Annotated in this window: 26 protein-coding genes and 2 tRNA genes; 16 read left to right on the top strand and 12 right to left on the bottom strand. The window is 63.6% G+C overall.

Going from position 1 to position 24,541, the window contains the following annotated elements; translation table 11 throughout:
- Positions 1–51: 51 nt before the first annotated feature.
- The gene (locus tag VLT15_05485; GenBank protein ID HSR44670.1) at positions 52–1,239 is read right to left on the bottom strand and encodes a glycine C-acetyltransferase; all 1,188 of its coding nucleotides are present in this window, start codon (positions 1,237–1,239) and stop codon (positions 52–54) included.
- 2 nt (positions 1,240–1,241) lie between these two features.
- Positions 1,242–2,300 (bottom strand): L-threonine 3-dehydrogenase, encoded by a 1,059-nt coding sequence (tdh, locus tag VLT15_05480; GenBank protein HSR44669.1) that lies wholly within the window; start codon positions 2,298–2,300, stop codon positions 1,242–1,244.
- Between the two features lie 71 nt (positions 2,301–2,371).
- On the opposite strand from tdh, the gene VLT15_05475 reads away from it, so the two are divergent.
- Positions 2,372–2,959, top strand: coding sequence for a disulfide bond formation protein B (locus VLT15_05475; GenBank protein HSR44668.1), 588 nt, complete (start codon positions 2,372–2,374; stop codon positions 2,957–2,959).
- Between the two features lie 27 nt (positions 2,960–2,986).
- On the opposite strand, the gene VLT15_05470 is transcribed toward VLT15_05475, so the two are convergent.
- Both VLT15_05470 and VLT15_05465 read right to left on the bottom strand, forming a co-directional pair.
- Positions 2,987–3,280: a hypothetical protein gene (locus tag VLT15_05470; protein ID HSR44667.1), complete on the bottom strand. Its 294-nt coding sequence runs from the start codon at positions 3,278–3,280 to the stop codon at positions 2,987–2,989.
- A gap of 27 nt (positions 3,281–3,307) precedes the next feature.
- Positions 3,308–3,655 (bottom strand): hypothetical protein, encoded by a 348-nt coding sequence (locus VLT15_05465; protein HSR44666.1) that lies wholly within the window; start codon positions 3,653–3,655, stop codon positions 3,308–3,310.
- Positions 3,656–3,687: 32 nt separating this feature from the next.
- Between VLT15_05465 and VLT15_05460 the strand changes: the two genes are divergently transcribed.
- The 4 genes from VLT15_05460 to VLT15_05445 all read left to right on the top strand — a co-directional run bounded on the left by VLT15_05460 (position 3,688) and on the right by VLT15_05445 (position 4,567).
- Positions 3,688–4,008: a hypothetical protein gene (locus tag VLT15_05460; protein ID HSR44665.1), complete on the top strand. Its 321-nt coding sequence runs from the start codon at positions 3,688–3,690 to the stop codon at positions 4,006–4,008.
- 27 nt (positions 4,009–4,035) lie between these two features.
- A complete protein-coding gene (locus VLT15_05455; protein HSR44664.1) occupies positions 4,036–4,332 on the top strand; it encodes a hypothetical protein in 297 nt (98 codons plus the stop codon).
- 67 nt (positions 4,333–4,399) lie between these two features.
- Positions 4,400–4,471 (top strand) — tRNA-Gln (locus VLT15_05450).
- A gap of 23 nt (positions 4,472–4,494) precedes the next feature.
- Positions 4,495–4,567, top strand: a tRNA-Glu gene (locus VLT15_05445).
- A gap of 182 nt (positions 4,568–4,749) precedes the next feature.
- Here VLT15_05445 and VLT15_05440 read toward each other — a convergent pair.
- A complete protein-coding gene (locus VLT15_05440) occupies positions 4,750–5,460 on the bottom strand; it encodes an SDR family NAD(P)-dependent oxidoreductase (protein ID HSR44663.1) in 711 nt (236 codons plus the stop codon).
- A 76-nt stretch (positions 5,461–5,536) separates the two neighbouring features.
- Between VLT15_05440 and ugpC the strand changes: the two genes are divergently transcribed.
- Complete coding sequence (ugpC, locus tag VLT15_05435; GenBank protein ID HSR44662.1) at positions 5,537–6,745, top strand: sn-glycerol-3-phosphate ABC transporter ATP-binding protein UgpC; 1,209 nt, start codon at positions 5,537–5,539, stop codon at positions 6,743–6,745.
- Positions 6,746–6,748: 3 nt separating this feature from the next.
- On the opposite strand, the gene VLT15_05430 is transcribed toward ugpC, so the two are convergent.
- Both VLT15_05430 and cofC read right to left on the bottom strand, forming a co-directional pair.
- Positions 6,749–7,507 carry a PIG-L deacetylase family protein gene (locus VLT15_05430; protein ID HSR44661.1) on the bottom strand — a complete coding sequence of 253 codons (759 nt, stop codon included), beginning with the start codon at positions 7,505–7,507 and terminating at the stop codon, positions 6,749–6,751.
- 9 nt (positions 7,508–7,516) lie between these two features.
- Complete coding sequence (gene cofC / locus VLT15_05425; protein HSR44660.1) at positions 7,517–8,110, bottom strand: 2-phospho-L-lactate guanylyltransferase; 594 nt, start codon at positions 8,108–8,110, stop codon at positions 7,517–7,519.
- A 105-nt stretch (positions 8,111–8,215) separates the two neighbouring features.
- Between cofC and VLT15_05420 the strand changes: the two genes are divergently transcribed.
- From VLT15_05420 to VLT15_05410, 3 genes are all read left to right on the top strand, one after another.
- Complete coding sequence (locus tag VLT15_05420) at positions 8,216–8,494, top strand: DUF427 domain-containing protein (GenBank protein HSR44659.1); 279 nt, start codon at positions 8,216–8,218, stop codon at positions 8,492–8,494.
- 85 nt (positions 8,495–8,579) lie between these two features.
- Positions 8,580–10,049, top strand: coding sequence for a pyruvate kinase (pyk, locus tag VLT15_05415; protein HSR44658.1), 1,470 nt, complete (start codon positions 8,580–8,582; stop codon positions 10,047–10,049).
- A 35-nt stretch (positions 10,050–10,084) separates the two neighbouring features.
- Positions 10,085–10,378 (top strand): hypothetical protein, encoded by a 294-nt coding sequence (locus VLT15_05410; protein HSR44657.1) that lies wholly within the window; start codon positions 10,085–10,087, stop codon positions 10,376–10,378.
- 18 nt (positions 10,379–10,396) lie between these two features.
- Here the strand turns inward: VLT15_05410 and VLT15_05405 are convergent, their stop codons facing one another.
- Positions 10,397–12,265: a VanW family protein gene (locus VLT15_05405; GenBank protein HSR44656.1), complete on the bottom strand. Its 1,869-nt coding sequence runs from the start codon at positions 12,263–12,265 to the stop codon at positions 10,397–10,399.
- A 69-nt stretch (positions 12,266–12,334) separates the two neighbouring features.
- On the opposite strand from VLT15_05405, the gene VLT15_05400 reads away from it, so the two are divergent.
- Complete coding sequence (locus VLT15_05400; protein ID HSR44655.1) at positions 12,335–13,105, top strand: PD-(D/E)XK nuclease family protein; 771 nt, start codon at positions 12,335–12,337, stop codon at positions 13,103–13,105.
- 40 nt (positions 13,106–13,145) lie between these two features.
- Here VLT15_05400 and VLT15_05395 read toward each other — a convergent pair whose 3' ends face one another.
- Positions 13,146–13,745: a hypothetical protein gene (locus VLT15_05395; GenBank protein ID HSR44654.1), complete on the bottom strand. Its 600-nt coding sequence runs from the start codon at positions 13,743–13,745 to the stop codon at positions 13,146–13,148.
- Positions 13,746–13,855: 110 nt separating this feature from the next.
- Here VLT15_05395 and VLT15_05390 point away from each other — a divergent pair, with 110 nt between their 5' ends.
- Complete coding sequence (locus VLT15_05390) at positions 13,856–14,536, top strand: response regulator transcription factor (GenBank protein HSR44653.1); 681 nt, start codon at positions 13,856–13,858, stop codon at positions 14,534–14,536.
- On the top strand, positions 14,536–15,813 hold the full coding sequence (locus VLT15_05385) for a HAMP domain-containing sensor histidine kinase (protein ID HSR44652.1): 1,278 nt from the start codon (positions 14,536–14,538) through the stop codon (positions 15,811–15,813). The genes VLT15_05390 and VLT15_05385 overlap by 1 nt, the downstream gene beginning before the upstream one ends.
- 1 nt (position 15,814) lies before the next feature.
- On the opposite strand, the gene VLT15_05380 is transcribed toward VLT15_05385, so the two are convergent.
- Positions 15,815–17,077 (bottom strand): hypothetical protein, encoded by a 1,263-nt coding sequence (locus VLT15_05380; GenBank protein HSR44651.1) that lies wholly within the window; start codon positions 17,075–17,077, stop codon positions 15,815–15,817.
- 61 nt (positions 17,078–17,138) lie between these two features.
- Here VLT15_05380 and VLT15_05375 point away from each other — a divergent pair, with 61 nt between their 5' ends.
- The 3 genes from VLT15_05375 (at position 17,139) to VLT15_05365 (ending at position 21,349) form a co-directional block, all read left to right on the top strand.
- On the top strand, positions 17,139–18,833 hold the full coding sequence (locus VLT15_05375; protein HSR44650.1) for a hypothetical protein: 1,695 nt from the start codon (positions 17,139–17,141) through the stop codon (positions 18,831–18,833).
- The gene (locus VLT15_05370) at positions 18,823–20,409 is read left to right on the top strand and encodes a dynamin family protein (protein HSR44649.1); all 1,587 of its coding nucleotides are present in this window, start codon (positions 18,823–18,825) and stop codon (positions 20,407–20,409) included. Before VLT15_05375 ends, VLT15_05370 begins: the two co-directional genes overlap by 11 nt.
- Positions 20,410–20,488: 79 nt before the next feature.
- A complete protein-coding gene (locus tag VLT15_05365) occupies positions 20,489–21,349 on the top strand; it encodes a hypothetical protein (GenBank protein ID HSR44648.1) in 861 nt (286 codons plus the stop codon).
- Between the two features lie 13 nt (positions 21,350–21,362).
- Here VLT15_05365 and VLT15_05360 read toward each other — a convergent pair whose 3' ends face one another.
- Complete coding sequence (locus VLT15_05360; protein ID HSR44647.1) at positions 21,363–22,292, bottom strand: diacylglycerol kinase family protein; 930 nt, start codon at positions 22,290–22,292, stop codon at positions 21,363–21,365.
- A 67-nt stretch (positions 22,293–22,359) separates the two neighbouring features.
- On the opposite strand from VLT15_05360, the gene VLT15_05355 reads away from it, so the two are divergent.
- Positions 22,360–23,298, top strand: a complete 939-nt coding sequence (locus VLT15_05355) for an ADP-ribosylglycohydrolase family protein (protein HSR44646.1) — start codon at positions 22,360–22,362, stop codon at positions 23,296–23,298.
- Between the two features lie 54 nt (positions 23,299–23,352).
- On the opposite strand, the gene VLT15_05350 is transcribed toward VLT15_05355, so the two are convergent.
- Positions 23,353–24,495, bottom strand: a complete 1,143-nt coding sequence (locus tag VLT15_05350) for an MFS transporter (protein HSR44645.1) — start codon at positions 24,493–24,495, stop codon at positions 23,353–23,355.
- Positions 24,496–24,541 lie beyond the last annotated feature (46 nt).

Below are 24,541 nucleotides of genomic sequence, written 5' to 3'. Positions count from 1 at the left end.
TTCCTTGCTTCAGTGGCCTTTCGATCCCCCGCCGGCGAGTCGCGTTACGCGTTATTCGATTATCCCCATCTCCCTGCCGGCCGCGGCGAAAGCTTCGAGTCCGTGATCCAGGTCATCGCCGTCATGTGCTGCGGATATCATCACCCGGATACGGGCTTTTCCCATCGGCACGGTCGGATAGGCGATTGCCTGTGCGAACACCCGGTGAACCTCGAATAGGCGCTGTGACAACTCTCGGGCAACCTTCTCATCGCCCAGCATCACCGGTGTGATCGGCGTCTGCGTGAAACCCGTATCGAATCCCAGGCTCTGCATACCCTCACGAAAGCGACGGGCATTCATCCAGAGGCGATCGACCAGCTCCGTCGATGCGGAGAGGATCTCCACCGACGCGATACAGGCGGCGACGTCGGGTGGAGTAGCCGCCGATGAGAAGAGAAACGGGCGAGCGCGCTGGCGGAGCCAGTCGACGACCGGTTGAGGCCCGGCGACATAGCCTCCGACGACTCCGAACGCCTTCGACATCGTTCCAACCTCCACTTCGACCCGCCCGCCGAGTCCGAAGTGATCGACGATGCCCCTGCCTCCGCGGCCGAGCACGCCTTCGCCGTGGGCGTCGTCGACCATCACCATCGCCTCATAGTGATCGGCTGTATCCACGATTTCGTCGAGAGGGGCAACGTCGCCGTCCATCGAGAACACGCCGTCGGTGATGACGAGGATTCTCCTCGCTCCCTCCGCCCTGGCTGCCGCGAGCTGGGCGTCCAGATCGCCGACATCCGCGTGTCTGTAGATCTTCCTGCTCGCCTTGGCCAGTCGCACCCCGTCGATTATCGATGCATGGTTCAGCTCGTCGGTCACGATTACGTCGCCTGCGTCCACCAGCGCCGGTATGGCGCCTGCATTGGCGACGAACCCGGCCTGGAAGGAGATGGCGGCCTCAACGCCTTTGAAGTCGGCGAGCTTTCGTTCGAGCTCGTCGTGGATGGTCATCGTGCCCGCGATGGTGCGAACAGCACCCGGACCGATGCCGTACCGGTCGAGAGCTGCCTTGGCGGCGGCGATCAGTCTCTCATCGTCGGCCAGGCCGAGGTAGTTGTTCGAGCAGAAGTTCAGGACTCTCCGGCCGTCGACTTCGATCCACGCCCCCTGTGGTCCGTCGATGTGGCGGATCTGATTCTTGAGTCCCGCCGTTTCCAACTCGACGAGTTGCTCACGCAGGTATTCGACCTTGTCCACCGTCACTCCAGAGGTCCGTCGGCGTCGTCGGGGTCCGGGAACATGATGACCTTGCCGCACTCACCGGAAGCCATAGTCTCGAAAGCTCGATCGAAGTCATCGAGGGCAAACCGGTGAGTGACGACGGGCGATAGATCGACTGCGCCCGATCGCAGTAGTCCCCTCATCTGATACCAATCTATCCAAAGCCGGCGTCCCACTATGCCGTAGACGCTGGCGCCTTTGAAGATGACGTGGTCGTCCAGGTTCAGCTCGAGTGGCGCAGAGGTCAGGCCGAGCAACGCAGCCTCGCCGCCGGATTTGAGAGAAGAGAATCCCTCGTTGATTGCCGAAGGCGCGCCCGACATCTCGAGCAGGACATCGATGCCCTCACCTTCGCTTACGTCCATGATCGTGTCGATCACATTCTCTTTGCTCGGATTGACCGTGATATCGGCACCCATTTGCTTCGCCATTCCGAGCCGGTAGTCGCTCACGTCGCTAGCAATGATCAGTCGCGCTCCAAGTGCGCGTGCAACGGCAACCGCCATCACGCCCACCGGCCCGCAACCGGTGACCAGCACCTTCCGGCCCGACACCAGCGGAACCGAGGCGGTGTGCACGGCGTTACCGAAGTTCTCCTGAAGCGAAGCGATTGAATAGGGCATGTCGGGCGGATCCGGCCAGGCGTTCACCGCGGGAACCGCAACGAACTCGGCGTAGACACCGTCCCTGCCGACTCCGAGGATCTTCGTGTTCTCGCAGAGATGGCCCTTGCCTGTGCGGCAGAACGCACAGCGATTGCACACGACGTGCGATTCGACTGAAACGAGTTGCCCGATCTCCGGCCCGTCCGCCTTCGGGCCCTTGTCGACAACGACTCCGCACATCTCGTGTCCGACGACGATGGGGGGAACAACGTGTGTTTGAGCCCAGGGGTCCCAGTTGCGAATGTGCAGGTCGGTGCCGCAGATGGACGTGGCCTTTACCTGAAGGAGAACCTCATCCGGTCCGAGTTCCGGCATCGGCATATCGATCATGTCAAGTCCAGGACCGGATGAAGTTTTGACGACCGCTCGCATCGATCTCAGGCTAACTGACCTGCAGAGGTCGGATGTCATCCCGGGCCCGGGGCTGTGGAAGAATGACCGGAATGAGTATCGAAACCGTTTCCAAGTTCTTCGCCCTTCTCACGCTCGCCGCGATGGCCGGTGTGATAGGTGTGCTTGTGGTAATGCTTGCGGCGCGCTGGTCGCCGGCTGTGGCCCGTTTCCGAGACTCCGCCATTGAACTCGTGTCGCCGGCCGCTCTGTGGCTGGGTTCGTTCGTCGCGGCGGTTTCCATGGCTGGGAGCCTCTATTACTCGGAGGTGGCCGACTTCGCCCCGTGCGATTTGTGCTGGTATCAGCGGATCGCCATGTATCCGCTGGCGATCATCCTGGCGATCGCCGCGTATCGCAAGGACCTTGGGGTTCGCCGCTACTCATACCCCCTGGTGGTTGTCGGTGCGGTTATCGCCCTGTATCAGTACGTGCTGCAGTTGAGGCCCGGCCTCGAGTCGGGTTTCTGCGGGGTCGATGCTTCGTGCACCGAGCGCTACATCTGGCAGTTCGGGTTCATCTCGTTCCCGTTCATGTCGCTGGTCGGATTCGCGCTGATCTTCGTGCTGCTCTACGTCGCGGGCACGGAGGCGCGGGAGCCGGCAGAAGAATCGGGTTCGCCGGTTCCCGGTATCGATTAGAAACCCACGGCGCAGAACCCGGGTGCCTCAGCCCGCACCTCGCAAGAAACCGAATGCGTTTTCGAGGTCTGCACCCGTCAACGCTCCGACATGGCGGGTAACGACCTTGCCGGATCCGTCGACGATGACGGAGAACGGGAAGTAGACGAGACCGTAACTCTTCATCGCCGTTCCGTTCTCATCGTCGACCAGCACTGGAATCGGCCAATCGGCGAGCCATTCGCTGGGTGGGTACCCGGTTTCGGTGGGCCTATTGCTGCCCGAGACGCTGACGATATCGATATCTGTCGGCAGTTCGTTGCTGGACCAGTAACTCTGCAAGTCCGAGACCTCGGACCGGCAGTGCGGTCACCAGTGGGTTAGGAAGATGATGATCTTCGGTCTGCCGTCGTTCTTGATCTCCACCGGTGTTCCGTCGAACGACTGACCGGTCAACTCCGGCATCGGCAAGCCGAGGGCCGTGTCCGCGCCCTGCTCGGGCATCGGCACAAGGCCACTCCCGACGACCGTCACCGGGCGGGTCTCACTGATAGATGCCACCGCGGTGGCATCTTCTCCGGGTCCGCCGTCGGACACGATCCCGGGGTCTTCGGAGCCCGTCAGCAGCACGGCGGCTACCCCGAGCAGCAGCACTAGAGCGCCTGCAACTCCGAAGATGAGCAGAGATCGAGTTCTTGAGGTGTTCTGGTCCGTCATGTTCCCCTAATGTATGCGGGCAGATTGTACGTGTGACTGTGCGAAACGAGGAACTGATGGCGAAGTACAAGTCGCGCAAGCGCAAGCAGAGCATGCTGCCGCTGGTCCTGGGTGCGGTTGGGGCTTTCGCTCTGCTCGCGGTTGTTGCCACGATGCTGAGCACGGACGAGGCCTCGGTCTACGGTGATGTCACGGTGCGGGGCGAGGAGTTGCCGGCGTTCGTTCCCGGTGCTCCGGATGCTGCGATAGGTCTCGCACTTCCGACGATCGAGGGTGCTGATTTCGACGGCAATCCCATCGCGATCTCCGCCGACGGTAGACCCAAGCTGATTCTCAACCTGGCGCATTGGTGACCCGTCTGCCAGTCCGAGGTCTCGGACTTGCAGCGGTACTTCGATGAAAACGGTCTGCCGACAGAAGTCGACCTCTACTCGACGTCGATCCTCGTCGAGCCTTCCAGGGTCAACTATCCGCCCGGCGCCTGGTTCGAGCGGGAAGGGTGGACACCGCCGGTGATCGTGGACGATCGGACCGATTCGATTCATTCTGCGCTGGGAATGCCAAATGTCCCTGCGTGGGTCGTCGTGGGTAGCGACAACGTGGTCGTTCAACGGGTCGCCAGCGGCATTACCGTTGAGCAGTTCGAGGAACTCGTGGCACTGGCGGCCGGCGCCTGAGCTCGCTTGCAGGATTCAACATGCGGTGCGGTATGATGCCGTCCGCCCGTCGGGCCAGCGCGCCCATTCGGGGGTGGTGTAATTGGCAACACAGCAGGTTCTGGTCCTGTCATTGAGGGTTCGAGTCCTTCCCCCCGAGCGAGCCCGGTAACGGGCAATAACGGCCCCGTCGTCTAGCGGCCTAGGACGCCGGCCTCTCAAGCCGGTAACGCCAGTTCGAATCTGGTCGGGGCTGCCGACAAGAAACCCGCCCTGTGGGCGGGTTTCTTGTTGGTTTGGTTTGAACGGATCGCAGAGCATGGAGTGTTCTGCATTGTGCCGGCGTGAGCCGGCACGCCTGGTCGGGGCTGTTTCGGGGAGCGTGGCCGGAGAAAGCCCGGCCTGTGTAAGGACGAACGGAGTCTCGGCGGCGGACTGTCAGGTCTTCCCGTACACGGGGATCACGCCGCCCGAGACCACTTCCGACTCGGGCGATACCAGGAACTCGATCACCTTGGCGATCTCGTCGGGAGTCGGCCAGTGGACGTAGTCGGCAAAAGGCAGGGCCTCGCGGGTGGCGGGAGTGTCGATGACGGAGGGCATGACGACGTTGACGGTGATGTTTGTGTCGTCGAGTTCCACCGACGCCGACTTCGCCAAAGCCACCACGCCGGCTTTGGCCACGTTGAAGGCTGCCTGACCGGCCGGGGTGTCGATCGCGGCGCGACTTCCCACGAGGACCACGCGACCGGCTTCGGAAGAGCGCAGATGAGGTATGGATGCGCGCAGGGTGTTGAAGGCCGACACCAGATTGAGGTCGAGCATTCGTTCGAACCGGACGTCCGATGTCTCTTCGATGTCGCGTCCACCCGCCCAACCGCCGACGAGTGAGCAGACGATGTCGACCGACCCGAAACGCTCTTTGGCTTCGTTGAGGAAAGCTTCCATCTCTTCCGGGTTCGAGGCGTCGACGCGCCTCAGGAGCAGTTGCTCCTCATCGAGGTCCAGGACCGACTCGAAAGCCGTTGACTCCTCGGGGCGCACATAGGTAACGGCCAGGCGGTGGCCCTGGGCAGCAAGGCGTCTGGCGAGAGCCGTTCCCAAACCGCCGGTTCCCCCCGTTAGCACTGCAACACGCTGATCGGTCATCGAACCTCCTTGGCGGCAAGCATAGGCGCTCTGTGGTACATTCGAGCGGGTCATCACGAGCAACGAGGAGGCACCAATGGCTGCCATCACAATGAGGTCGGTGGGCAAGGTCTATCCGGGTGGGACACGTGCCATATACGACGTTGATCTCGAGATCGGGGACGGTGAGTTCGTTGTTCTGGTGGGTCCCTCCGGCTGCGGCAAATCGACGTTGTTGAGAATGGTCGCCGGTCTCGAAGACATCACCGAAGGTGAGATCACCATCGGTGATCAGGTGGTCAACGAGGTGCCGCCCAAAGACCGCAATATCGCGATGGTCTTTCAGAACTACGCGCTCTATCCGCACATGAGTGTGTTCGACAACATGGCGTTCGGTCTCAAGCTGCGCAAGATGCCCAAAGAGGAAATCAACCGGCGGGTTGGAGAGGCTGCTGCGATTCTCGAGATAACCGAGTTTCTGGACCGCAAACCCAAAGCTCTGTCCGGAGGTCAACGGCAGCGGGTGGCGATGGGTCGAGCGATTGTCCGTGAGCCGGCCGCCTTTCTAATGGATGAGCCGCTCTCCAACCTCGATGCCAAATTGCGTGTGCAGATGCGTTCCGAGTTGGGGATTCTCCACAGCCGGCTGAAGACGACGACCCTGTACGTGACCCACGATCAGGTCGAAGCGATGACGATGGGCGACCGTGTCGCAGTGCTCAAGTCCATCTCCGGCAAAGAGATCCCGAACTTGATGCAGGTCGATACCCCTCGCACTCTTTACGATCGTCCGGACAACCTCTTCGTGGCAGGTTTCATCGGATCGCCTTCGATGAACTTCGTCCTCGGGACCGTGGTGGCGGACGGCGATTCGACCTATGTGACATGGGCCGACACGAAACTACGGGTCGACCGATCGACCCTCGATGCCCGTCCTGGTTTGGCCGGCTATTCCGGCAAGGAGATCGTGGTCGGCTTGCGTCCCGAGGGTTTCGAGGCGAAGGCCGCGGTGACGGGTGAGTTCGACGCTCAACGCGTGATGACGGTGAACGTCGATCTCGTGGAGCAGTTGGGCTCCGAAGCATTCATCCATTTCGAGCAACCGCTCCCGCCGGTGATCACACCCGACATTCAGGAACTGCTTGCAGATCAAGGCGCAGATGCTTCGACCCTCGGCCACACCACCGCATTCACGGCGCGCATCAACCCCGATTTCGCCCCGAAGACGGGCGAGCGGGCCGAGTTGCTCGTCGATACGACGAAACTCCACTTCTTCGACAAGGAGACCGGCTCCGCCATCTGGTAGGTCCTACGGGCTCAACACCTTGAACGACTCGGCGAGGTCGAGTCCGGCAGGCTGTGCCAGCCGGCGAGCCCGGGCCTCCATGCGGGACCTGAATGCTTCTCGTTCCGCCCGTCCCCTGTGCGCATCCCCCATAGTGGTCGTCCCCTGGGACGAGTGGGCGAGCAGTGCCTCGAGCTTGATGTCGAATGTGTCGGCGATGTCTATCCAATGGTCTGCTTCGTCCGCGCCCCACAGATAGATCCAATCGGGCCGGTGTTTCTCTACGCCATCGACGAGTTGATCGGGAAAAAACAAATGGTCGCGCGCCGCCACGACCCCGTCGATGGCGGCGATTCCGGTGATGCGGTGATCCGGGTGCAGCTGATATCTCTGCCAGGGGTCGTGTGTCAGCACGACGTCGGGCCGGATTCTCCTGACCCACAGGCACATCTCTCGTCGCAGTGCCATCGAGTATTCGAGTTCGCCGTCGGTGTGGCCGAGCATTATCGAGGTGGTCGCTCCCAGAGCTGCCGCGGCGGCGTGTTGTTCGTCGCGGCGCTGATCGACGAGTGTCCGGTGGTCGGTATCGGGATTCCAGGAACCTTTCGAACCGTCGGTAACGACGAGCATGGTGATCTCGCACCCGGCGGCGGCCCAGCCCGCCAGGGTTCCTCCCGCTCCGAACTCGGCGTCGTCGGGGTGGGCACCGATGGTCAGGGCTCGCGCCGGGATGCCTTCGGGTCGATGATCATCACGGGCGTCGGGATGGATACCGCTTCTCATGCCGGGAGCCTACCGGCCGATTGCCCTGTCGAGCCAGGATCCGCGCGGATGGCGGGCTGCCGCCGCGTAGTCCGAGGGAGCATCGACGTCGAGGAGGAAGCCGGTCCTGGTGATGACTTGCACCGGGTATCGCCGGACACCGGCGAGATGACGATGAAAAGAGCCGGGGCCGTAGGCAAGCGACGGGGCGGGCGCTTCCCCTGCGAAGACGCTGGTGCCTCCGTCGCGCGACGGAGCCAGCAGAAACCCGTCCCGGGGTACTCCGTTCCAGGCTGAGCTCACGTCCTCGGACGTGAGCAGCGGGAGATCGGAATGCAGAATCATCCATCGTCCCGCTCCGGCGAGTTCGATTACCCGACTCGCCGCAGCATTGAGGCCGGTCCGCCGTTCGAGGATGATCCGGGCACCGCGCTCTCCGGCCCAATCGGCCACCGCCGCGTCGCTCGTGACGACCCATACTGCACCCAGGGCCCCTGCTACCACATCCAGCGTATGAGCCGCGACGGCCCGGCCCAGCTTCTCTCGCTGCGTCGCATCGAAGCCCACAGCCATCCTCGCCTTGGCGAGGTCGAACTGTTTGAGGGGAACTGCCGCAATCTCCATGACCCGGAGGCTAGAGCGAACCGGGTCGTCGCCGTTCATGCAGGTCGGGACTATTCGGGCCGCCCCCGGTGTTGGCTGGTTCCGAACCCGACGGGAGGATCATCGATGGCCGGGGCCTCGTGGAACGGTGCAGTACCGGCGGAGAGCGAAATGACGATCACTGTGGAAGGCAATCAATACTTCCCTCCCGGGTCGCTCAACCTGGAGTACTTTCGTAAGTCGGACGTGCATACTTCGTGGGAAGGCACGGCGAGCTACTACGACTTGATTGTGGACGGACGGGTGAACCCCCGAGCTGCATGGTTCTACCCGGATCCGAAGCCGGCGGCCGGCCCAATCCGCGACTCCGTCGCCTTCTGGAGGGGCGTCTCGGTCCAAGCCTGAACTCAGGGAGTGGCAGGTAAGCTGCCGCGCCCCGATGCCGTCTTTGTGCGGTCCTGCCCTACGCTTCACAGTGAGAAGGAGAGCAATGACCACCAGCGCGAGCCCGGAAGAGATCAGTCCCATACGCCAGACCAAGATCATTGCAACGCTCGGGCCCGCCGTAGCCTCGGGCGAAGCGATCTCGGCACTGGTAGGAGCCGGGATGAATGTGGCCCGGCTCAACTTCTCGCACGGAAACCACGAGAATCACCGGAGATTCGTCGAGTGGGTGAGGGCCGCCGCCGCCGAGCACAGCCGCCCCGTTGCCATCTTGCAGGACATACAGGGACCCAAACTGCGTGTCGGCAGCTTTCCCGGCGGATCGTGTGATCTCCCGACCGGATCCGAAGTCGTCTTGGTCTCAGCCGACAAGGAGGCGACTCCGGGGACTATCCCGATCGACTACCCGTACCTGCTCAACGACGTGGAGGTCGGTGAACCGGTGCTGCTGGCCGACGGATTGATTCGCCTCGAGGTCGTCGAGCGAATGCCGGACGGGCTGCGGTCCCGGGTGATCGAGGGTGGCGTTCTGTTCGGTCAGAAGGGTGTTGCCTTCCCCGACACGCAGCTCCAGGTGCCGGCGGTCACCGAAAAGGATCGTGCAGATCTTCTCTTCGGGCGCGAACTGGGTGTCGACTTCGTAGCGGCCTCTTTCGTCCGCTCTGCTGCTGATGTCGCCGAGGTGGCCTCCCTGGTCGAACCCGGCACTCCGATCATCGCCAAGATCGAACTGGCAGCTGCTCTGTCCAATCTCGACGAGATCCTGAAAGCAGCCGACGGAGCGCTGGTCGCCAGGGGTGACCTCGGAGTGCAACTCCCTTTGCAGAGGGTCCCGTTGATTCAGCAGGACATCCTCCGGCGCGCCAACAGGGCCGGAATCATCTCGATCACCGCTACCGAGATGCTCGAATCGATGACCGAGTCACCTCGACCGACGCGCGCAGAGGTGACAGATGTGGCATCGGCGATAATCGGTGGCACCGACGCGGTGATGCTCTCGGCCGAGACCGCCGTCGGACGCTATCCGGTGCGCGCAGTTCAGATGATGGATGCGATTTGTCGCGAGGTGGAGGCCGGCTTGCGCGAGTCGGAGGGCGTCGTCGACATAGCATTCCTCGAAAGCCAGCCGACTTTTCCCAGCGCGACCGCCAAAGCGGCCGTCGACACGGCCGCCAACCTCAAGATCAAGACGATCGCGGCCTTCACAGAATCCGGCAATACCGCCTTGTTGCTCAGCAAGTACAGGCCCCACGCCCGGATCATCGCCTTCTCGCCCGAGCCGGCGACACTGTCGCGGATGGCGTTGATGTGGGGCGTGACTCCGATGGCATCCGATCGTCGCGACTCCACCGACCTGATGATCGCCTGGGCGGAGAAACGCCTCGAACGGTCCGGTTTGTGCGAAGAGGGGGAGGGCGTCGTCGTCGTGGCGGGAACTCCGCCGAACCAGCAGGCGTCGACCAACCTCATGAAGCTGCACGTGATCGGCGATCGGCATAGACGCCGGGAACGTTAGCGTTAGACTGCCCCACCTTTCCGAGGAGCATTCGTTTGGGCCAGAAGATCGAGATTGCGAGTTCTACGACCATCGGCGACGTAGCCGTGTTCGACACCGACCGCACGCTGAGCGGTCAGGACGGCGAGCGCTATCGGTCCCTGGATGAGACGGAAGGACGGACAACCTATCCGGCCGGTGTCGCCAGGGCCATCCTGTCGGGCGACGGTGCAGTGCAGAGCGTGTACATCACCTCGAACGTCGTAACGATCGAACGACGGGGCGGTTGGGACGAGGAGTCGATCACCGAAGCCGGAAGGCTCATCAGCGACTTCTTCTTGTTCTACTAGCGATTCCGGCGACGTCCGCTAGGGGACCGTGGTGGTAGTGGTGAGGCCGGTGGTCGAAGTTGTCGGCGGCGGTTCCGAGGTGGTGGTCGTTTCCGGTATCGGGCACTCTTCGCCTGTGTAGCCCTCCTCTTCTTCCGGGATCATGCACGAGTGCACCTCGATCTCCCGGGGCTGGGCCTTGTACCGGACCAACCAGGATTCCTCCCGCACCGTTCCATCTGACTCGGTGATTACCCGCGTGACGGTCACAGACCAGCCTTCCCGGCCTTCGACGTTGACGAGCTCTTCTTCCGGCACGAGTTCGTCGTTGGCTATGTATTCGGTGGGTGGCTCTGTGAAGTCGAATCGTCCGGACGTGCTTCCCTCGACTTTGCGACCGCCGCTGTCCCCGTAGAACTTCACCGTGATGGTCGTGTCGTCGTATTCGGTCTTGATGAGCACGGCTGCTGCGGTGTCGTTGCGGAATACGAGATTCGGGAGCGGCCACGAGATCGTCGCCTCTATGCCTTCCGGATACCGGGAGAAGTAATAGCTGTGCGGGGTATGGGTAACGTCTTCGTAGCCGCCCCAGAACACCGCGTTGTAGAAGGTGGTTGCGAACTGGCTGACACCGCCGCCGACGGTATCCACGATCTTTCCGCCGATGATGGTTGGAGCAGGTTTGAATCCACGATCGGTCGTGCGTTGCCCGACGTGTTCGTTCAGGGAGAATGTTTCGCCGGGCAGCACGATCGCGCCGTCCACGATGTCGGCGAAGAGATGGATGTTGTCGACCCGCAGCTGACAACAGGGATGGTTGGTACTCGCTTTCGAGACGAGGCCTGTGATCCCGAGCGATTCGAGGTATTCGGTGGTGACTTGCGGTTCGGCACCGTCTTCGAAGGGCATGACCCCGATGCGGCTGACGGTCATCGCCGCCTCTTCCAGGGCTGTTGCCGCGAGTGCCGGATCGATGATCGTTCCCGATCGACCCGGTACGACGGTGATGCTGTCGTCTTCTCCGAACTCGAATGTCGCGTCGACGGGAGGAACCTCCAGCTGTGCTCGCAGCGGTTCGAGTATCACGGCGACCTTCTCGGCCGAGAAGCGGACCAGCAGCGCGGGGCGCGGCTCCGACACAAACTCCGTCTCGAATGCTTCGGCCAGGTCGGACGTGCTGAAGACGACCTCGACGGGCGGGTTGTCTCGTCTCAAGGTGACTCCGGCGGACAGCATCCGTGCGGCAAGTGCCGCAGCGGCGTCGATGTCGGTGCCGGTGAGCGGGGCGTCAACGTGGACGGTCGGCAGCGGCTGCGTTTCCCGCGGAGTCGAGAGAAGTGAGGCAACGATCACCCCGGCGGACTGTTCTCGATCGAGAACGGTACCGGCAGTCGGATAGTCGGCCACCGGTATCCCGTCGATGAGGATCACATCACCGGGGTAGGGCAGTTCGGCGATGAGCGTCGTGTCCCAATCGGCGAGAACCTGATCGAGCGCAGCATCATCGATCCCTCCCTCGATCGGCAACTCGACCGTCGCCGACAGGTGTCGCAGCCACCATCCGAACTGACTGAAGACACTTCCTGTGCGTCCGGTCTCCATGGCAGCCCGGACTGCTGCCGCCTCGTTCAGATCGAATCCGACCGAAGCAGGGTCGAGATCCACGGTGACTCCGGCGACCGTGAACGGCGCGGTCTGGTCCAGGAGGAGACCTTCATATTCGGAGAGGGCCCGGACTGCGCCGTCTTCATCGAGACCCGACAGGTCGACGCCCGCCACCGTGACGTTTCGAAGGGCCTCTCCGGAATGCACGAATCTGTCCACGCCGAAGGCAGTAACAACGAAGAGGAACAGCCCTGTCGCAGACACGGCGGCGATGATCAGCAAGCGGCGAAATGAGGATGTCACGAAAACCCCCGGAGGCCAGCAAGTGTAGTTGCAGCGATTTCGTCCCCGGTCGTCGATACCATCAGCACCGTGATCGATTTCCCGGCTGTGGAACCCGGCGAGGACATACGGGTGAGTGCTTCATCGTTCGTGTCGTTCTGTGAATGTCCCGAGCGCGCTGCCGCCCATTACCGGGGGGTCTACGGCCCGGACACCAGGGCTTCGTTCAGCGGTGGTCTCGCCCACCGGGTGTTTGCCCGACACCTCGACGGGGGCGAGATTCCCCCTGCAGGGTTCGAACAGGTCTGCCGGGAGGAGATCGGTTCCTCGAACCTCAATTACAAGGTTGCAGCCCTGGGTCTCAAACCCAGCGCCCTCGCTCGCGTTATCGAAGAGGTAGGGCTGCTCTATGAGCGATTCAAACGACTGCCGGACGAGGGTTATGAGGCTTCCGAAGTCTCGTTCGTGGTCGAACCCTCTGCCGGGGTGACTCTCGTCGGGCGGGTCGACGCGGTCTTCAATGAGGACTCCGGAGCCAAGCTGGTCGACTGGAAGACCGGAGTACTGGGAGAGGTTGAGCTGCAGCTCGGTTTCTACGCGATGTTGTGGGCCCTGGAGAAGGGCGAACTGCCCGGGATGGTCGAAGCCATCTCGGTGGCGACAGGGGAGCGGTTTTGTGAGGTTCCCACCAGAACCGGAGTGCAGGTCACCGCCCGGCGGGTTTCGAACATGATCAGCTCGCTCCGCCGATCCTGGCACGAGGGTTCTGAGATGGAGCGGCGCGGCGGCCCGTGGTGCAGCTACTGCCCGGTGCTGGACGGATGCCGGGAAGGTGCAGCTGCGGTCGACGTCGCAGGCTGACTTCTGCGGTGGTCGAACGGCGCACGGTGCAACGGCGGCGTCAGTCGTCTTCGTGCACCTCGGGGCGAACTTCCCCGTCGTCGCAGGTTGCCTTGATCTCGAAGCTGTGGTCCTTGTCGACGTCCTTGAAACGAACGTCGACCTCTTGCGGACCCTCCGACCTGATGTCTGTCTGGAAACCCGGGCTGGCAAGCGACGACTGGAAGCCGATGACATCTCCCGAGCATGTGACCGTGACCGTGCCTCCGTCCGAGAGGATGATGAAGTCGGCTTGCTGCTCGGGCACCGTCGACGGAGTGCTGGTTGTCGGGCTGCCGGCGGGCACGGTCGATGAGGTGGAAGGTGTCGGCACGGTCGTCGCCGGGATGGAGGTCGAGTCGCCGGTCGTCTCGCCGAGTGTGTCCCCGGACTGGCTGGTGGGCGGAGCGTCGACGCGATCTTCGACATCCTCGGGGACGGTGACGGTCGGGGGCACCGAAGGGAGGTCGCCTGCTTTGATAGTGCTGGGGGTCTCTTCGACGGCGGCCAGCACCGGAGCCTGTTCGGTGACCTGAGTCTGGACCAGGCCGACGGCCTGATAGGCGAGAGTCACGGCAACGGCCGTGGCGAGAACCCATGCGGCTATCAAGCGCGATTTCATACATACATCCTTGCATTTCGACCGTATTACCAGTCCTAACGGCCGGTTAAAGAATGGCAAAACGCCCCGCGCCGTCGTGCTGACGCCGACCTTGTGGGTATCGTGTCCGGATGCCGTCTGTGCTCTTGATCGAAGACGATGTCCGGATCCGTGAATCGCTCGCACGAGCTCTGGCTTCCCGCGGGCACGACGTCGACAGCCTGGCAACGGGTATGGAAGGACTCGAGTACGTCATCGCCAACGCTCCCGATGTGGTGATCCTCGATCTCGGACTTCCCGATCTGGATGGTGTCGAGATCCTCAAGTTGATTCGCGCCGTCTCCCAGGTGCCGGTCATCGTTGCGACGGCCCGCGATGAGGAAACGGAGATAATCAAGGTGCTCGACGCCGGGGCAGACGATTATGTGGTCAAGCCCTTCTCCGGGGAGCAGATCGACGCGAGATTGCGCGCCGTACTGCGCCGCACCGACCAGAGCGGATCCGGTGCCAGCGTCGTGGTGGGTGACCTGGTCATCGACGGACGAGCGCGGGAGGTCACTCTCGCCGGTGAGCCGATCGAGCTGACGCGCAAGGAGTTCGACCTTCTCGCCTATCTCGCAGATCACGTGGGTGACGTGGTTTCGAAGAGGGAACTGCTGGCGGAGGTGTGGCGGCAACCGTACGGGGGTGGTGACAAGACGGTCGACGTGCACTTGTCCTGGCTGCGCAAGAAGCTGGGCGAGAACGCCGCCGAGGCCCGCTATCTGCACACGGTGCGGGGTGTCGGCGTCAAGCTCGTCGTCCCGGACTGATGCGCCGGCGGCTCGTTCTCGTATCTGCGGCGATCACTTCGATGGTGGCGCTTGCATTCCTGATCCCGCTCGCAGGCCTCGTCGGCCAACTGGCCCACGACCGCGCCATGAACAACGCCGAGCGTGACGCACAGTTCTTCGCCAGTGCAGTCGCTCTCCTGGTGCCGGACGACAGGAGCCAGGTCTCGGGGCTCCTGTCCAGCGAGCCCTCATTCGACGGCCGGCTCACCTCTGTGATCTTCTTCGACGATTCGGTCGCCGGCGCGCCGGTGCCGATCGACTCGCTGGTCGAATCCGCACGCGCAAAACAGGCGACGACCCGCTTCGAAATGGAAGGCGGGGAGGCTCTGTTCGTTCCGATCAGCGAGGGCGGAGGGCGGACGACACTCGTCCGGATCTTCGTTCCCGAAGCTCTGCTCACCGAGAACGTGGCGTCGGCCCGCCTCATTCTCGGGTTGCTGGGTGTCACGCTCGTCGGCATCGCAGTTCTCGTTTCGGATCGGCTTGCACGATCGATAACGGTCCCCGTGAGAGAACTCGCCGACGTGGCTCACCGCATGGCGGAAGGTGACCTCAACGCACAGGTCGAGGTGTCGGGGCCGCGCGAGGTGCAGGAAGTCGGCAGGGCGTTCAACCGGCTCTCCGGGAGAATAGGTGGACTTCTCGCAGTGGAGCGGGAGGCGGTCGCCGACCTGTCGCACCGGCTCAGGACTCCGCTGACGGCCGTTCGGCTCGATATCGACGCGGTCGAGGACGGGGCGATTGCCGAGCGGCTCAGGGAGGATGTCGGGGAACTCGAGCGCACGGTGGACTACGTGATCAGGGAGGCCCGGCGTCCGATGCGGCAGGGTGGGGGAGTGATATCCGATCTCGTCGCGGTGGTGACCGATCGTGCACAGTTCTGGGGCGCCCTGGCCGATGAACAGCAACGACGGTGGTCGCTCAGTGTTCCGGACGGTCCAAGGATGGTCGCGGGAGCAGCGGTGGACTTCGGCGCGGCTGTGGATGCGTTGTTGGCGAACGTCCTGGCACACACGCCGGCAGGGATCGGCTTCGATGTGGTAGTGGCCGACGACTCCGGGCTTGTTCGGCTCACGATCTCAGATCAGGGAGAGGGATTCGGCGAAGAGGCGCTCGAACGGGGCTGGTCGGGGAGTGATTCCACCGGCCTGGGGTTGGACATCGTGCGACGCACTGTGGCAGACGCGGGTGGGAAGCTGTCCATTCGATCGGATGGCGGCAGTGTTGTGACCGCCGAGTTGCCGCTGGCGGATTGAATCAACCCTCAGAACCGACCGCCGGACGGAGGTTCACTACCTCCGCCGGCCGGCCGACCCTCGTCACTTCTCGATCGAGATCGGCCACGACCGCCAGAAGCTCTGTTCGCAACTGCTCGAGTGTGCCGCGCACGCTTTCCACCGATGTCGTGATGTCGGTCAGCGACCGCCGGCTGCCCGACATCAGCTGGGCCAGCTGACGTATGCGCTGCAGCCTGTCTTCGAACAATCCGTGGTCGATTTCTCCGCGAGTCCGACGCTCGGCGGCCATCGCGGAGATCGCCCAACGAACCGCGACGGAGGTCATTGCACCGTCTCCTTGATCGACTACCAGCAGACGGTGCCCGTAAACACCGAACTGACCGACCTCTCTCGGGAAAGCCTCGCGTGCGGAGACGCAAACAGAGAAATCCGCCGACCGGTTCACGATTGCCCGGTCCAGTTCGTCGAGAATGCCGTCCTTCCCTGCCAGGTTGATTCGCGCCGTGTTCTTGGCTTCTACGACGATCCGTGCTCCGTCGGCAAGGGTGACGACGAAGTCGCCGACCAATGCGTCGGCGCTGAGCTCGCCGGGCGTTCTGCCCGTGCGCTCGACCACGCATCCGCCGAATCCGGCGACCGCTGCTCGAAGCCAGTTCTCAACGGACTCTTCGAAATCGAACCCCTTCTGAGTGCCGACCTCGGCCTCTTCGGCCCGGCCCCGCTGGTGCATGACCGCGTCCCGCAACTCGGCTATTCGATCCTCGATCGACCGGCCGAGTTGGGCGAACGCCGACGTGTCGACGGTCGGGTCCAGCGCCTCCTCGAGGCGCCTCTGGAGCTCACCTGCGGGGCCCACCAGCGCCGCGAGTTGGTTCAAGAAGACGGCCGTGTTGCTGTCGGCATCGGCCGGATCCATGCGCGCCAGGAAGTCGTCGCGCCAGGCCGTGAACTCGCTGAGAGTCCTGGCAACCGTCGAACTGCGATGCTCTGGGGACAGCTGTGCTTCGAATGCTTGGCCGGCGGCCGTGAGTACCGTCTCCACCTCCCGGCGGGCTTCGGCTGTGGCTTCGAGAATGGAACGCCTGACTCGATCATCGATCTCCGAGAGGTCGATGCCTAGACCCATCGACAAGAGCCCTCTCACTCCGACGGTTATTGCCCTGGTGAGGACCTCCGCTCGCATGTCCTCCGGCTGAGCCGTCAGCAACTGCGCCAGACCGGGGTCGGTCACCTCGAACTCCTCGATAGTGACTGTGTCTCCTTCGACCCGTATCAGTGCCATGTGTTCAATGTATCCGGCAAGGGTGACAGAAACGCGCATTTGGGTGTGGGACAATCTCCGGATGCCCGCACCGATCGCCCGAGCCGCCGATCTTCGTGCCGCGCTGCACGCGCTGGCGGAGTTGGTCGACGGCATGACTTTCAAGCTCCCCGGCAACGCTCGAACGGCTCGCAACGCTCTGAGGCGGGAGACCGCCTGGGGCATCAACGAATACCTCCTCCCCAGACTCGGTGACCTCGATGCCCCCCTCGTCGCGGTGTTGATCGGCTCAACCGGAAGCGGCAAGTCCACCATCCTCAACAGCCTCGCCCAACTCCCGATCAGCGATGCCGGAGCGCTTCGCCCCACCACGACCATGCCCGTCGTGTGGGCCCACGGAGCGAATGTCGATCGCTACCGGGAGGAGTTTCTCTCGGGATACGGACGCCGGCAGCAGCCGATTCGAGTGGTTGAAGGCAATGATTCGCTCCCACGCGGCCTCACGGTCATCGACGCCCCGGACTTCGACTCGGTTGTTGAGGACCACCGCCGGATGGCAGACGATCTGTTGGCCGTAGGTGATGTCATCCTGTTCGTGACCTCGGCGCAACGCTACGCCGATGCCGTTCCATGGGAGTTCCTGGACAAGGCGCGGGCGCGCTCGGTACCGGTGCTGTTCATCGCCAACCGTACTCCACCCCTTTCCGACGTTCTGATCGGCGACTACCGGCGGCTCCTGGAGGAGAGAGGTTTCCCCCTCGAGCGGCACTTCTTCGAGATCACCGAGCAACTCGTCGACCGGACGACCGGCGCCCTGCCCGAGAAAGCGGTGGGAGACGTCCTCGCCCGGCTGGAGGAGATGGCGAGCGATTCGGGCCGTGCCGCGGTGCTCGAGGCCTCGATACGCGGAGCCGTCGGCGATCTCGCCGTACGAACGGCTGCACTCGAACGGGCGGTCTCTGAAGAACTCACCGAGGCCGGCGCCCTCCGCCGTGTTGCCGCTGCCGCATATGAACGTCAGGTCGGAGAGGTGTCCGGATCCCTGGATTCCGGAGAACTGATCCGGGCCGAAGTGATCGAGCGATGGCAGGAGTTTCTGGGCACCGGCGAGCTCACGAAGGCAGTCTCCGAAGGATTTTCTCGACTTTCCTCGTGGGCCAGGCGGGTGTTCGGTGGCACCCAGTCCGCTACGCGGGTCCGGACGGATACCGGCATGGAGTTGCGCGAGGTGCTGATCCGTCGCGCCGACCTGGCCGCCGCGGCCGCGGCATCGGCCTGGGAGCTGGATCCGGCCGGGGCTGCGCTACTCAGTGGCAGGTCACTCTGGAGACACGCCGATACGACTGCGGAGGCCGCGGCCGGGGCGGTGGACAATTGGCTGACAGACCTATCCGAGTTGATATCCGAAGCAGGCGCATCCAAGAAGCGGACCGCGCAGGTGGCCTCCTACGGCGTGAACAGTGTTGCAGTGGCGGTGATTCTCGGTGTGTTCCTGCAGACCGGTGGTCTGACGGGTGCCGAGGTCGGGGTGGCGGCCGGAGCGGCTGCTGCACAACAGAAACTGCTCGAGCACCTGTTCGGTTCGGCTGCCGCCCGCTCGCTCGTCGAAACAGCGAGGCTCCGGCTGAGTCACACGGTCGGCGTGGTGCTGGCAGACGACGGAGCGAGGTTCGGGAAGCTCCTCGACGACCACACCGACGAGTTGCCGGAACCGGGATCCTTGAGTTCCGCGCACGACCGGGTGGTCCGCCGGGTGGAGGCATGGGATGGCGTATGACATAACCGCCGCTCTCGACCTCCTCGATCTCGCCGTGGGCAGAGCAACGGAGATCGTCGAGCCTGAGCTTCTGACACCGCACGCCCAGGCCGCGAAAGACATCCGCGCCAGGATCGGATTCCTGGGTCGGTCGGTCGTCGTCGCGCTGGTGGGCGGTACCGGATCGGGCAAATCGAGCCTCCTGAACGCCCTGGCAGGCGAGGAAATCGCCGCCACGGGCGTGGTGCGCCCGACCACCGAGCGACCCCTCGCCTGGATCCCGGCCAACGCCGAACCCGGCCTCATCCGGCTGCTGGACGATCTCGCCATCGATGACAGGATCGGGCACGACTCGTTCGGGGACATCGCGATTCTCGACCTGCCCGATACAGACAGCGTGGTCCGATCACATCGGGAGGTCGTTGAGTACCTGCTCCCCAGGGTGGATGCTGTGATCTGGGTCCTCGATCCTGAGAAATACAACGACCGTCTGCTGCACCGTGATCTGTTGCAGCCACTCAGCCGCTACTCGAAGCAGTTCATCTTCGTCCTCAACCAGATCGACCGGCTGAGTCCGGCCGAGGAGAACCAGGTGGTCGACGATCTCCGGCGGACACTCGCGCTGGACGGAATCGAGAACGCGCAACTCCTCGCTACCGCCGCCGATCCCGCCGAGGGGCCGCCGATCGGTATCGCCCGCTTGAGCCGCGACCTGCACGGCAGGCTCGAAGCAAAACAAGTGGTGATGACGAAGCTGATCGCCGACCTCCGTGAGGCGCGAGACGGAATCGCCCGTTCGACCGGGGTCGGCGTGGGGGCGGGAACATCGTACGACGATCGTTGGGACGCAACCGCGAACCGTGTCGCCGGGATACTGGTAGACCCTGTGCTTGCGGACGATGCTTCGGCGCGCGAAGCCGGCCGGCAGGCGGCTCTCGGCAGCGGCGGAGGGCCCATTGCCGCCCTCGCTCGATGGTATAGATCCACCCGGTTCGCCCGTGCGGCGGGCGGCACCCGTCCGGAAGACGACGTCCGGTTGGATGCCTCTGCGCAGCTGACGCAGGCGGTCTCGTCCGTGAACGAGCTGGTGGCCGATCTGTCCTTTGAGATAGGCGGGTCGTTCGGGCGGGCTCTCCGTGGGGAAGTGGTACCCGAGGCCGTCGAGCAGGAAATCGGTCGAATCGTGGAGGCGGCTTCGCGCGAGGTCGGGGAGTTCCGCATCGGCGCGCCGAGCTGGTGGTGGCGCACGATCGGTTTTCTTCAGTGGTTCCTGGCGGGCGCCGTTCTGGCAGGGGTCATCTGGCTGTGGGCCGATCCGGAGTCGCTCCGGCCGGGGGGCGACGTCCGTCCGTTCCTCCTCGCGGCGGGCTCACTGGTACTGGGAATGCTCCTTCGGGCTGCGGTTGTTCGCGCCGGTCACCGCGCCGGGCGTCGTGCCCTTCGCCGACATGTCGACGCCCTCCGGGCCGCCGTCCGGTCGAGGCTTGATCGAGGAGTAGGGAGTTCCATCCGGACGCGAATGAGGACCCGGGCGGAAGTTGCCGGAGCTTTGACGGAGCTCGGAATCATCACCGCAGCACTGGAAGAGAATCTGTAGAGGGCGGCGGGCCTGCTCGGGAGTCGGCGGAGGGCTCGCTGGCTAAGCTTTCCGGCGGAGTGAGTGTGGAGGAGGCGTTGTGACGGAATGGCGTGACTGGCCCGCATGGCGTCATGTCGTTGCCGCCGCGCACGACCAGGTGGGGAGCGCTGCGACGGTCGGCGCCGACGCCGCCAGGGCGGTCGGGAACTTGCTGAAGACGGTCTCCAACGTCACACCTGGGGATTTCCCGGCGGCGGTGCTAGATGCAGTCGATCTGCTGTCTGCCAACCAGCAAGCGATGGCTCCCGTGACCAATCTCCGAAATGCGGTCTATCTCAGCGTGGATGGCGGCCCCGGCGCAGTGGCCGCGGCAGTTTCCGATCTCGAACGTCGCATCCGCGAGAGCTGGCGCGGCATCGCCGAGGCAGGTTTGTCGGTGATCCCTCCGGATGGAACCGTTCTCATTCACTCGGCCTCGAGCACCGTTCGTACGGTGCTCGAGATGGCGAGAACCCACATGGATTTCGACGTGGTCTGCACTCGGGCCATGCCGGTGGGAGAGGGTATGGAGATGGCGGCGGAACTGCGCCTCGGTGGGTTCGATGTGGAGCTCATAGATGACGATGTCGCTATCGAGGTGTTGCCCGGGATGGACGTTGTGTTGGCGGGCGCGGACGCGATCGGGCCGGCCCAGGTGATAAACAAGGTCGGAACGGCGGTGCTGGCCGGAGCAGCCAAGGCAATCGGCGTGCCGTTCTATCTGATGGCCGCGACGAACAAGATCCTTCCCGAGGCGCTCTTCAGTGCCTCTCTCCAACGGCGAGGTCGTGAGGATCTGAGCGAAGTGATTGCTCTCGATGTCTTCTCCGGTGTGGTAACGGAGATCGGAGTCTGGGACGTAGGGGAAGTGACCCGCTACGCAGGGGCGCTGGCGGTGGCCGAGGAACTGACGGACTAGGTGCCGGGAGATCTCAGGAGGTACCGGTGGATTCGGGTCTCGGGACTATGACGTTCAAAGCCGCCGGTTCGGCCGTGATCACGATGTGCCCAGATCGGCCGAGCATCTCCCCATCGGCCTGAGCCGCTTCTTCCGGGTCGGCCTCGACGGTGATCTGTTGGACGTCCCGCCACACGTGAACACCCCGCACCTTGTCCAACCGGCCGTTTCGAAGCGCCCGCATCAAGATCGACGGCGCTCGGCGCAATGGCAGCCCTTCGAAGACGATCACCGTCAGGCCATTACTCGCAGGCGCTCCGAGCGGCATCTGGCCGAAATACGTGTAAGGGGCGTGCACCTGTGCCAGTACCGTGACCGCCGCGAGGCTACGCACACCGTCTGTGACGTGTAGGTGCGGTTTCCTCCTCCGGTAGTCGCCCAGCAGCGCGGAGACCGCACTTCTCGCATAGTGAACTGAACCGAACCAGTACTTCCTGTACGGCTGTGCCTCCGACCGTTCCACGACCTCGGCGTCATACCCGATGCCGGTTCCAAAGGTGGCATGAGATGTGGCCGGCGGGTCGCCGAGTTCGACACGTGCCATGGGTGCGAAGATCCTGTGGACGTCTCCGATCAACAGTTCGGCTGCCTTTCTGGGCCGATTCGGGATGTCGAGAATTCGCGCGAGAACGTTGGTGGTTCCGGCCGGAATGATCCCCAGGGAAGTCTCGGTGCCTGTGAGCCCGTTTGCCACATGGTGGACGACGCCGTCACCGCCGAATCCGACAACCACGTCGAACCCATCGGCGGCGGCTTTCGCCGATACGAGACGGACTTCCTCGGGACTCACGGGCCAGGAAGGCTCGATCTCATAGGAATCCGCCAGCATCGATGTGATGGTCCTGAACAACCCACCGGTAAAACCTGAAGCTGCCGGATTAGCCACGAGGAGAAGTCTCTTCACGTCTTGAGAGTACTCGTTCGTCCGGTGGGCGGGACACCCGATGTCCGTCGTTAGGATGTCCGGCGGAATGAACGCATTGAGCACAAACATCAGCCGCGATTCCGGAGCAGGGGTTCTGCTGGGTCTGGCGGCGGGTGATCAGGGTTCCGGCGCCGCCTACGGGCATCACACCCAGCTGGCGATGGTCGTGGCGTACGAGATACTCCGCCACGGCGCCGTCGAGCAGGTCCGAATCCGGGAGGCTCTGAGTCGTCTGACCGGTGGGAGATCGGGCCGTTCCCGGGTTCGTGGTGCCCCACTCTGGCTACACAGCTACCTGGAGCAGGAAGGACTCAAAGGACTCGGAAGCGGACCTCACGGCGGCATGGATGTGGCTACGCGTGCCGTTTCGATCGGCGTCTGGCACCGGAATCATCCCATGGAATTGGTTGCAGACTCGGTGCGAGCGGCGAGTTCGACCCACACCGATCGCCCTTCGGCGGTCGCCGCCGCGATTCTGGCGGGCACCATCGCAGGTATCTCCCACGGCCAGTACGGTCGTGATCTGGTCGCCGGAGCCTGGGAGGTCGGGCAGATGGCGAAGGACCGGGTTGACGGAGATCCCGCATTCGACGGCGATGCGACGCTTCTGCTCGACACGTTGAAGTATGTCTCGTCGCGGGTGGGTGAGGATCCGAGCGTTATCGTCGAGCTGGTTCAACCGGAACGCGAGACCCTCCAGGCGGTGGTAGCCGCCATCGCGGTCGGCGCACCTCTTCGCCAGGATCCTTTCTCGCTGATTCCCGAAGTTGCCCTGCTCAGGAGACGAGATATAGACATCGTCGTTTCGGCGATGGTCGGAGCAAGAGTCGGACTGGTGCAGTGGCCTTCTTCGGTAGCCAACGACACCTGGTTCGCCGAGACGGGCAGGCGCCTGGCGGATCACAACAAGCGAGTCGACGACCTTCCCGATCTCTTTGAAGTGGAGGACCGGTTGTCGCACGGCCCGCCCGGCGGATACGGATGAGAGACCTCCGCCATCTGCCTGCGCGGGTGCGCGGCAGTTGAGCGGTTTCAATCGCTAGGCCTTGCTCTCCTCCGGCACTACGACCTTGTGCAGCACCAGCCTGGCGGCGACGAGGAATGCGATCAGGGTACCCACGGCGGCGCTGCGGCCGAGGTGCAGCCTGTCGACGATGAGACCCCAGGTCAAGGGTCCGAGGACGGTGGCGAAACGCCCGACCATGCCGTACAGGCCGTAGAACTCGCCGATCGATTCGGCCGGAGACAGGCGAACCATGTACACGCGGTCGCTTGCCCATGTGGTGCCGAGGGCAATGCCCCCGAGGATGCCCAGCGACCAGCCGAGTTCCGGCACATCGGCTTCCGCGGCGACGATGCCCAGACCCATGCCGATCATCCACATGTACAGCGCGCCGTGCAGCACGCGCCGGGGTCCGAGCCGGTCCACCAGCCGGCCGCCTCCGAATCCTCCGATCATTGCCCCGACGATCGCTCCACCGAGCAGTATCTCCATCTCATCACGCTCGAAGCCGATCTCATCGATGACGAAAACGGCCAGAAACCCGCCGATCATGGTGTTGATCGCGTCCGAGTAGAGGAAGCGTCCGACCAGGAACCGTGTCAGACCGGGATGCTGGGATGCCCGTCGCCAGGAAACGGCCAGTTGTCTGAAGGCGGTACGCCACGAAGGTGGTGGATCGGCCGGAGCAGAGCGCGGTCGTTCTCGGACGAACAGGAAGGTCGGAACGGCGAAGAGCAGGAACGCTGCTGCCAGGGTCCGGAAGAGCGCCGGATATCCGAGGCCGAGAGCGTCCAGCACGGTTCTTCCGATGATCACTCCGACGAAAGATCCGAAGTAACCGACCCCGATTCCGATCCCCGATATGCGGCCTCGATTCTGTGGTGTGGAAACGTCCGGGAGTATGGCGTCGTAGACCACCGACCCCAGGTTGAATCCGATGAGGGCGAGGCCGTACAGAGCCAGCGACCAGCCGACCGACAACGAGCCCAGCAGCGCCGTAGCGCCCACCGCCACGGCTGTCGTCACCGCCAGGTAGGGGATCCTGCGTGGAGCGTGGTCGGTTCTGGCACCGATCCAGGGGTTGGCGAGGATCACAACCAGCATGGCTGCCGCGATCGTATAGGAGAGCACCTCGTCCGGCCGGTCCTGAACGTCGGTCACCCAGGTCGCGAAGTACAAGCCCTGTACTCCGAGCGCAAAGATCGTGTTGGCCAGGTCGTAGGTG

The sequence above is a fragment of the Acidimicrobiia bacterium genome (genome assembly GCA_035471805.1).
In the GTDB taxonomy this organism is placed as follows: domain Bacteria; phylum Actinomycetota; class Acidimicrobiia; order Spongiisociales; family JAHEDJ01; genus JAHEDJ01.
Note: the sequence above shows the minus strand (reverse complement) of the source record. Positions and strands in the feature narration are given on the sequence as shown.

Coding starts and splice junctions, on each gene's coding strand:
- tdh (HSR44669.1), bottom strand. CDS start 2,300: ATGCGAGCGGTCGTCAAAACTTCATCCGGTCCTGGACTTGACATGATC.
- VLT15_05475 (HSR44668.1), top strand. CDS start 2,372: ATGAGTATCGAAACCGTTTCCAAGTTCTTCGCCCTTCTCACGCTCGCC.
- VLT15_05465 (HSR44666.1), bottom strand. CDS start 3,655: ATGACGGACCAGAACACCTCAAGAACTCGATCTCTGCTCATCTTCGGA.
- VLT15_05440 (HSR44663.1), bottom strand. CDS start 5,460: ATGACCGATCAGCGTGTTGCAGTGCTAACGGGGGGAACCGGCGGTTTG.
- ugpC (HSR44662.1), top strand. CDS start 5,537: ATGGCTGCCATCACAATGAGGTCGGTGGGCAAGGTCTATCCGGGTGGG.
- VLT15_05430 (HSR44661.1), bottom strand. CDS start 7,507: ATGAGAAGCGGTATCCATCCCGACGCCCGTGATGATCATCGACCCGAA.
- cofC (HSR44660.1), bottom strand. CDS start 8,110: ATGGAGATTGCGGCAGTTCCCCTCAAACAGTTCGACCTCGCCAAGGCG.
- VLT15_05420 (HSR44659.1), top strand. CDS start 8,216: ATGGCCGGGGCCTCGTGGAACGGTGCAGTACCGGCGGAGAGCGAAATG.
- pyk (HSR44658.1), top strand. CDS start 8,580: ATGACCACCAGCGCGAGCCCGGAAGAGATCAGTCCCATACGCCAGACC.
- VLT15_05395 (HSR44654.1), bottom strand. CDS start 13,745: ATGAAATCGCGCTTGATAGCCGCATGGGTTCTCGCCACGGCCGTTGCC.
- VLT15_05390 (HSR44653.1), top strand. CDS start 13,856: ATGCCGTCTGTGCTCTTGATCGAAGACGATGTCCGGATCCGTGAATCG.
- VLT15_05385 (HSR44652.1), top strand. CDS start 14,536: ATGCGCCGGCGGCTCGTTCTCGTATCTGCGGCGATCACTTCGATGGTG.
- VLT15_05380 (HSR44651.1), bottom strand. CDS start 17,077: ATGGCACTGATACGGGTCGAAGGAGACACAGTCACTATCGAGGAGTTC.
- VLT15_05375 (HSR44650.1), top strand. CDS start 17,139: ATGCCCGCACCGATCGCCCGAGCCGCCGATCTTCGTGCCGCGCTGCAC.
- VLT15_05370 (HSR44649.1), top strand. CDS start 18,823: ATGGCGTATGACATAACCGCCGCTCTCGACCTCCTCGATCTCGCCGTG.
- VLT15_05355 (HSR44646.1), top strand. CDS start 22,360: ATGAACGCATTGAGCACAAACATCAGCCGCGATTCCGGAGCAGGGGTT.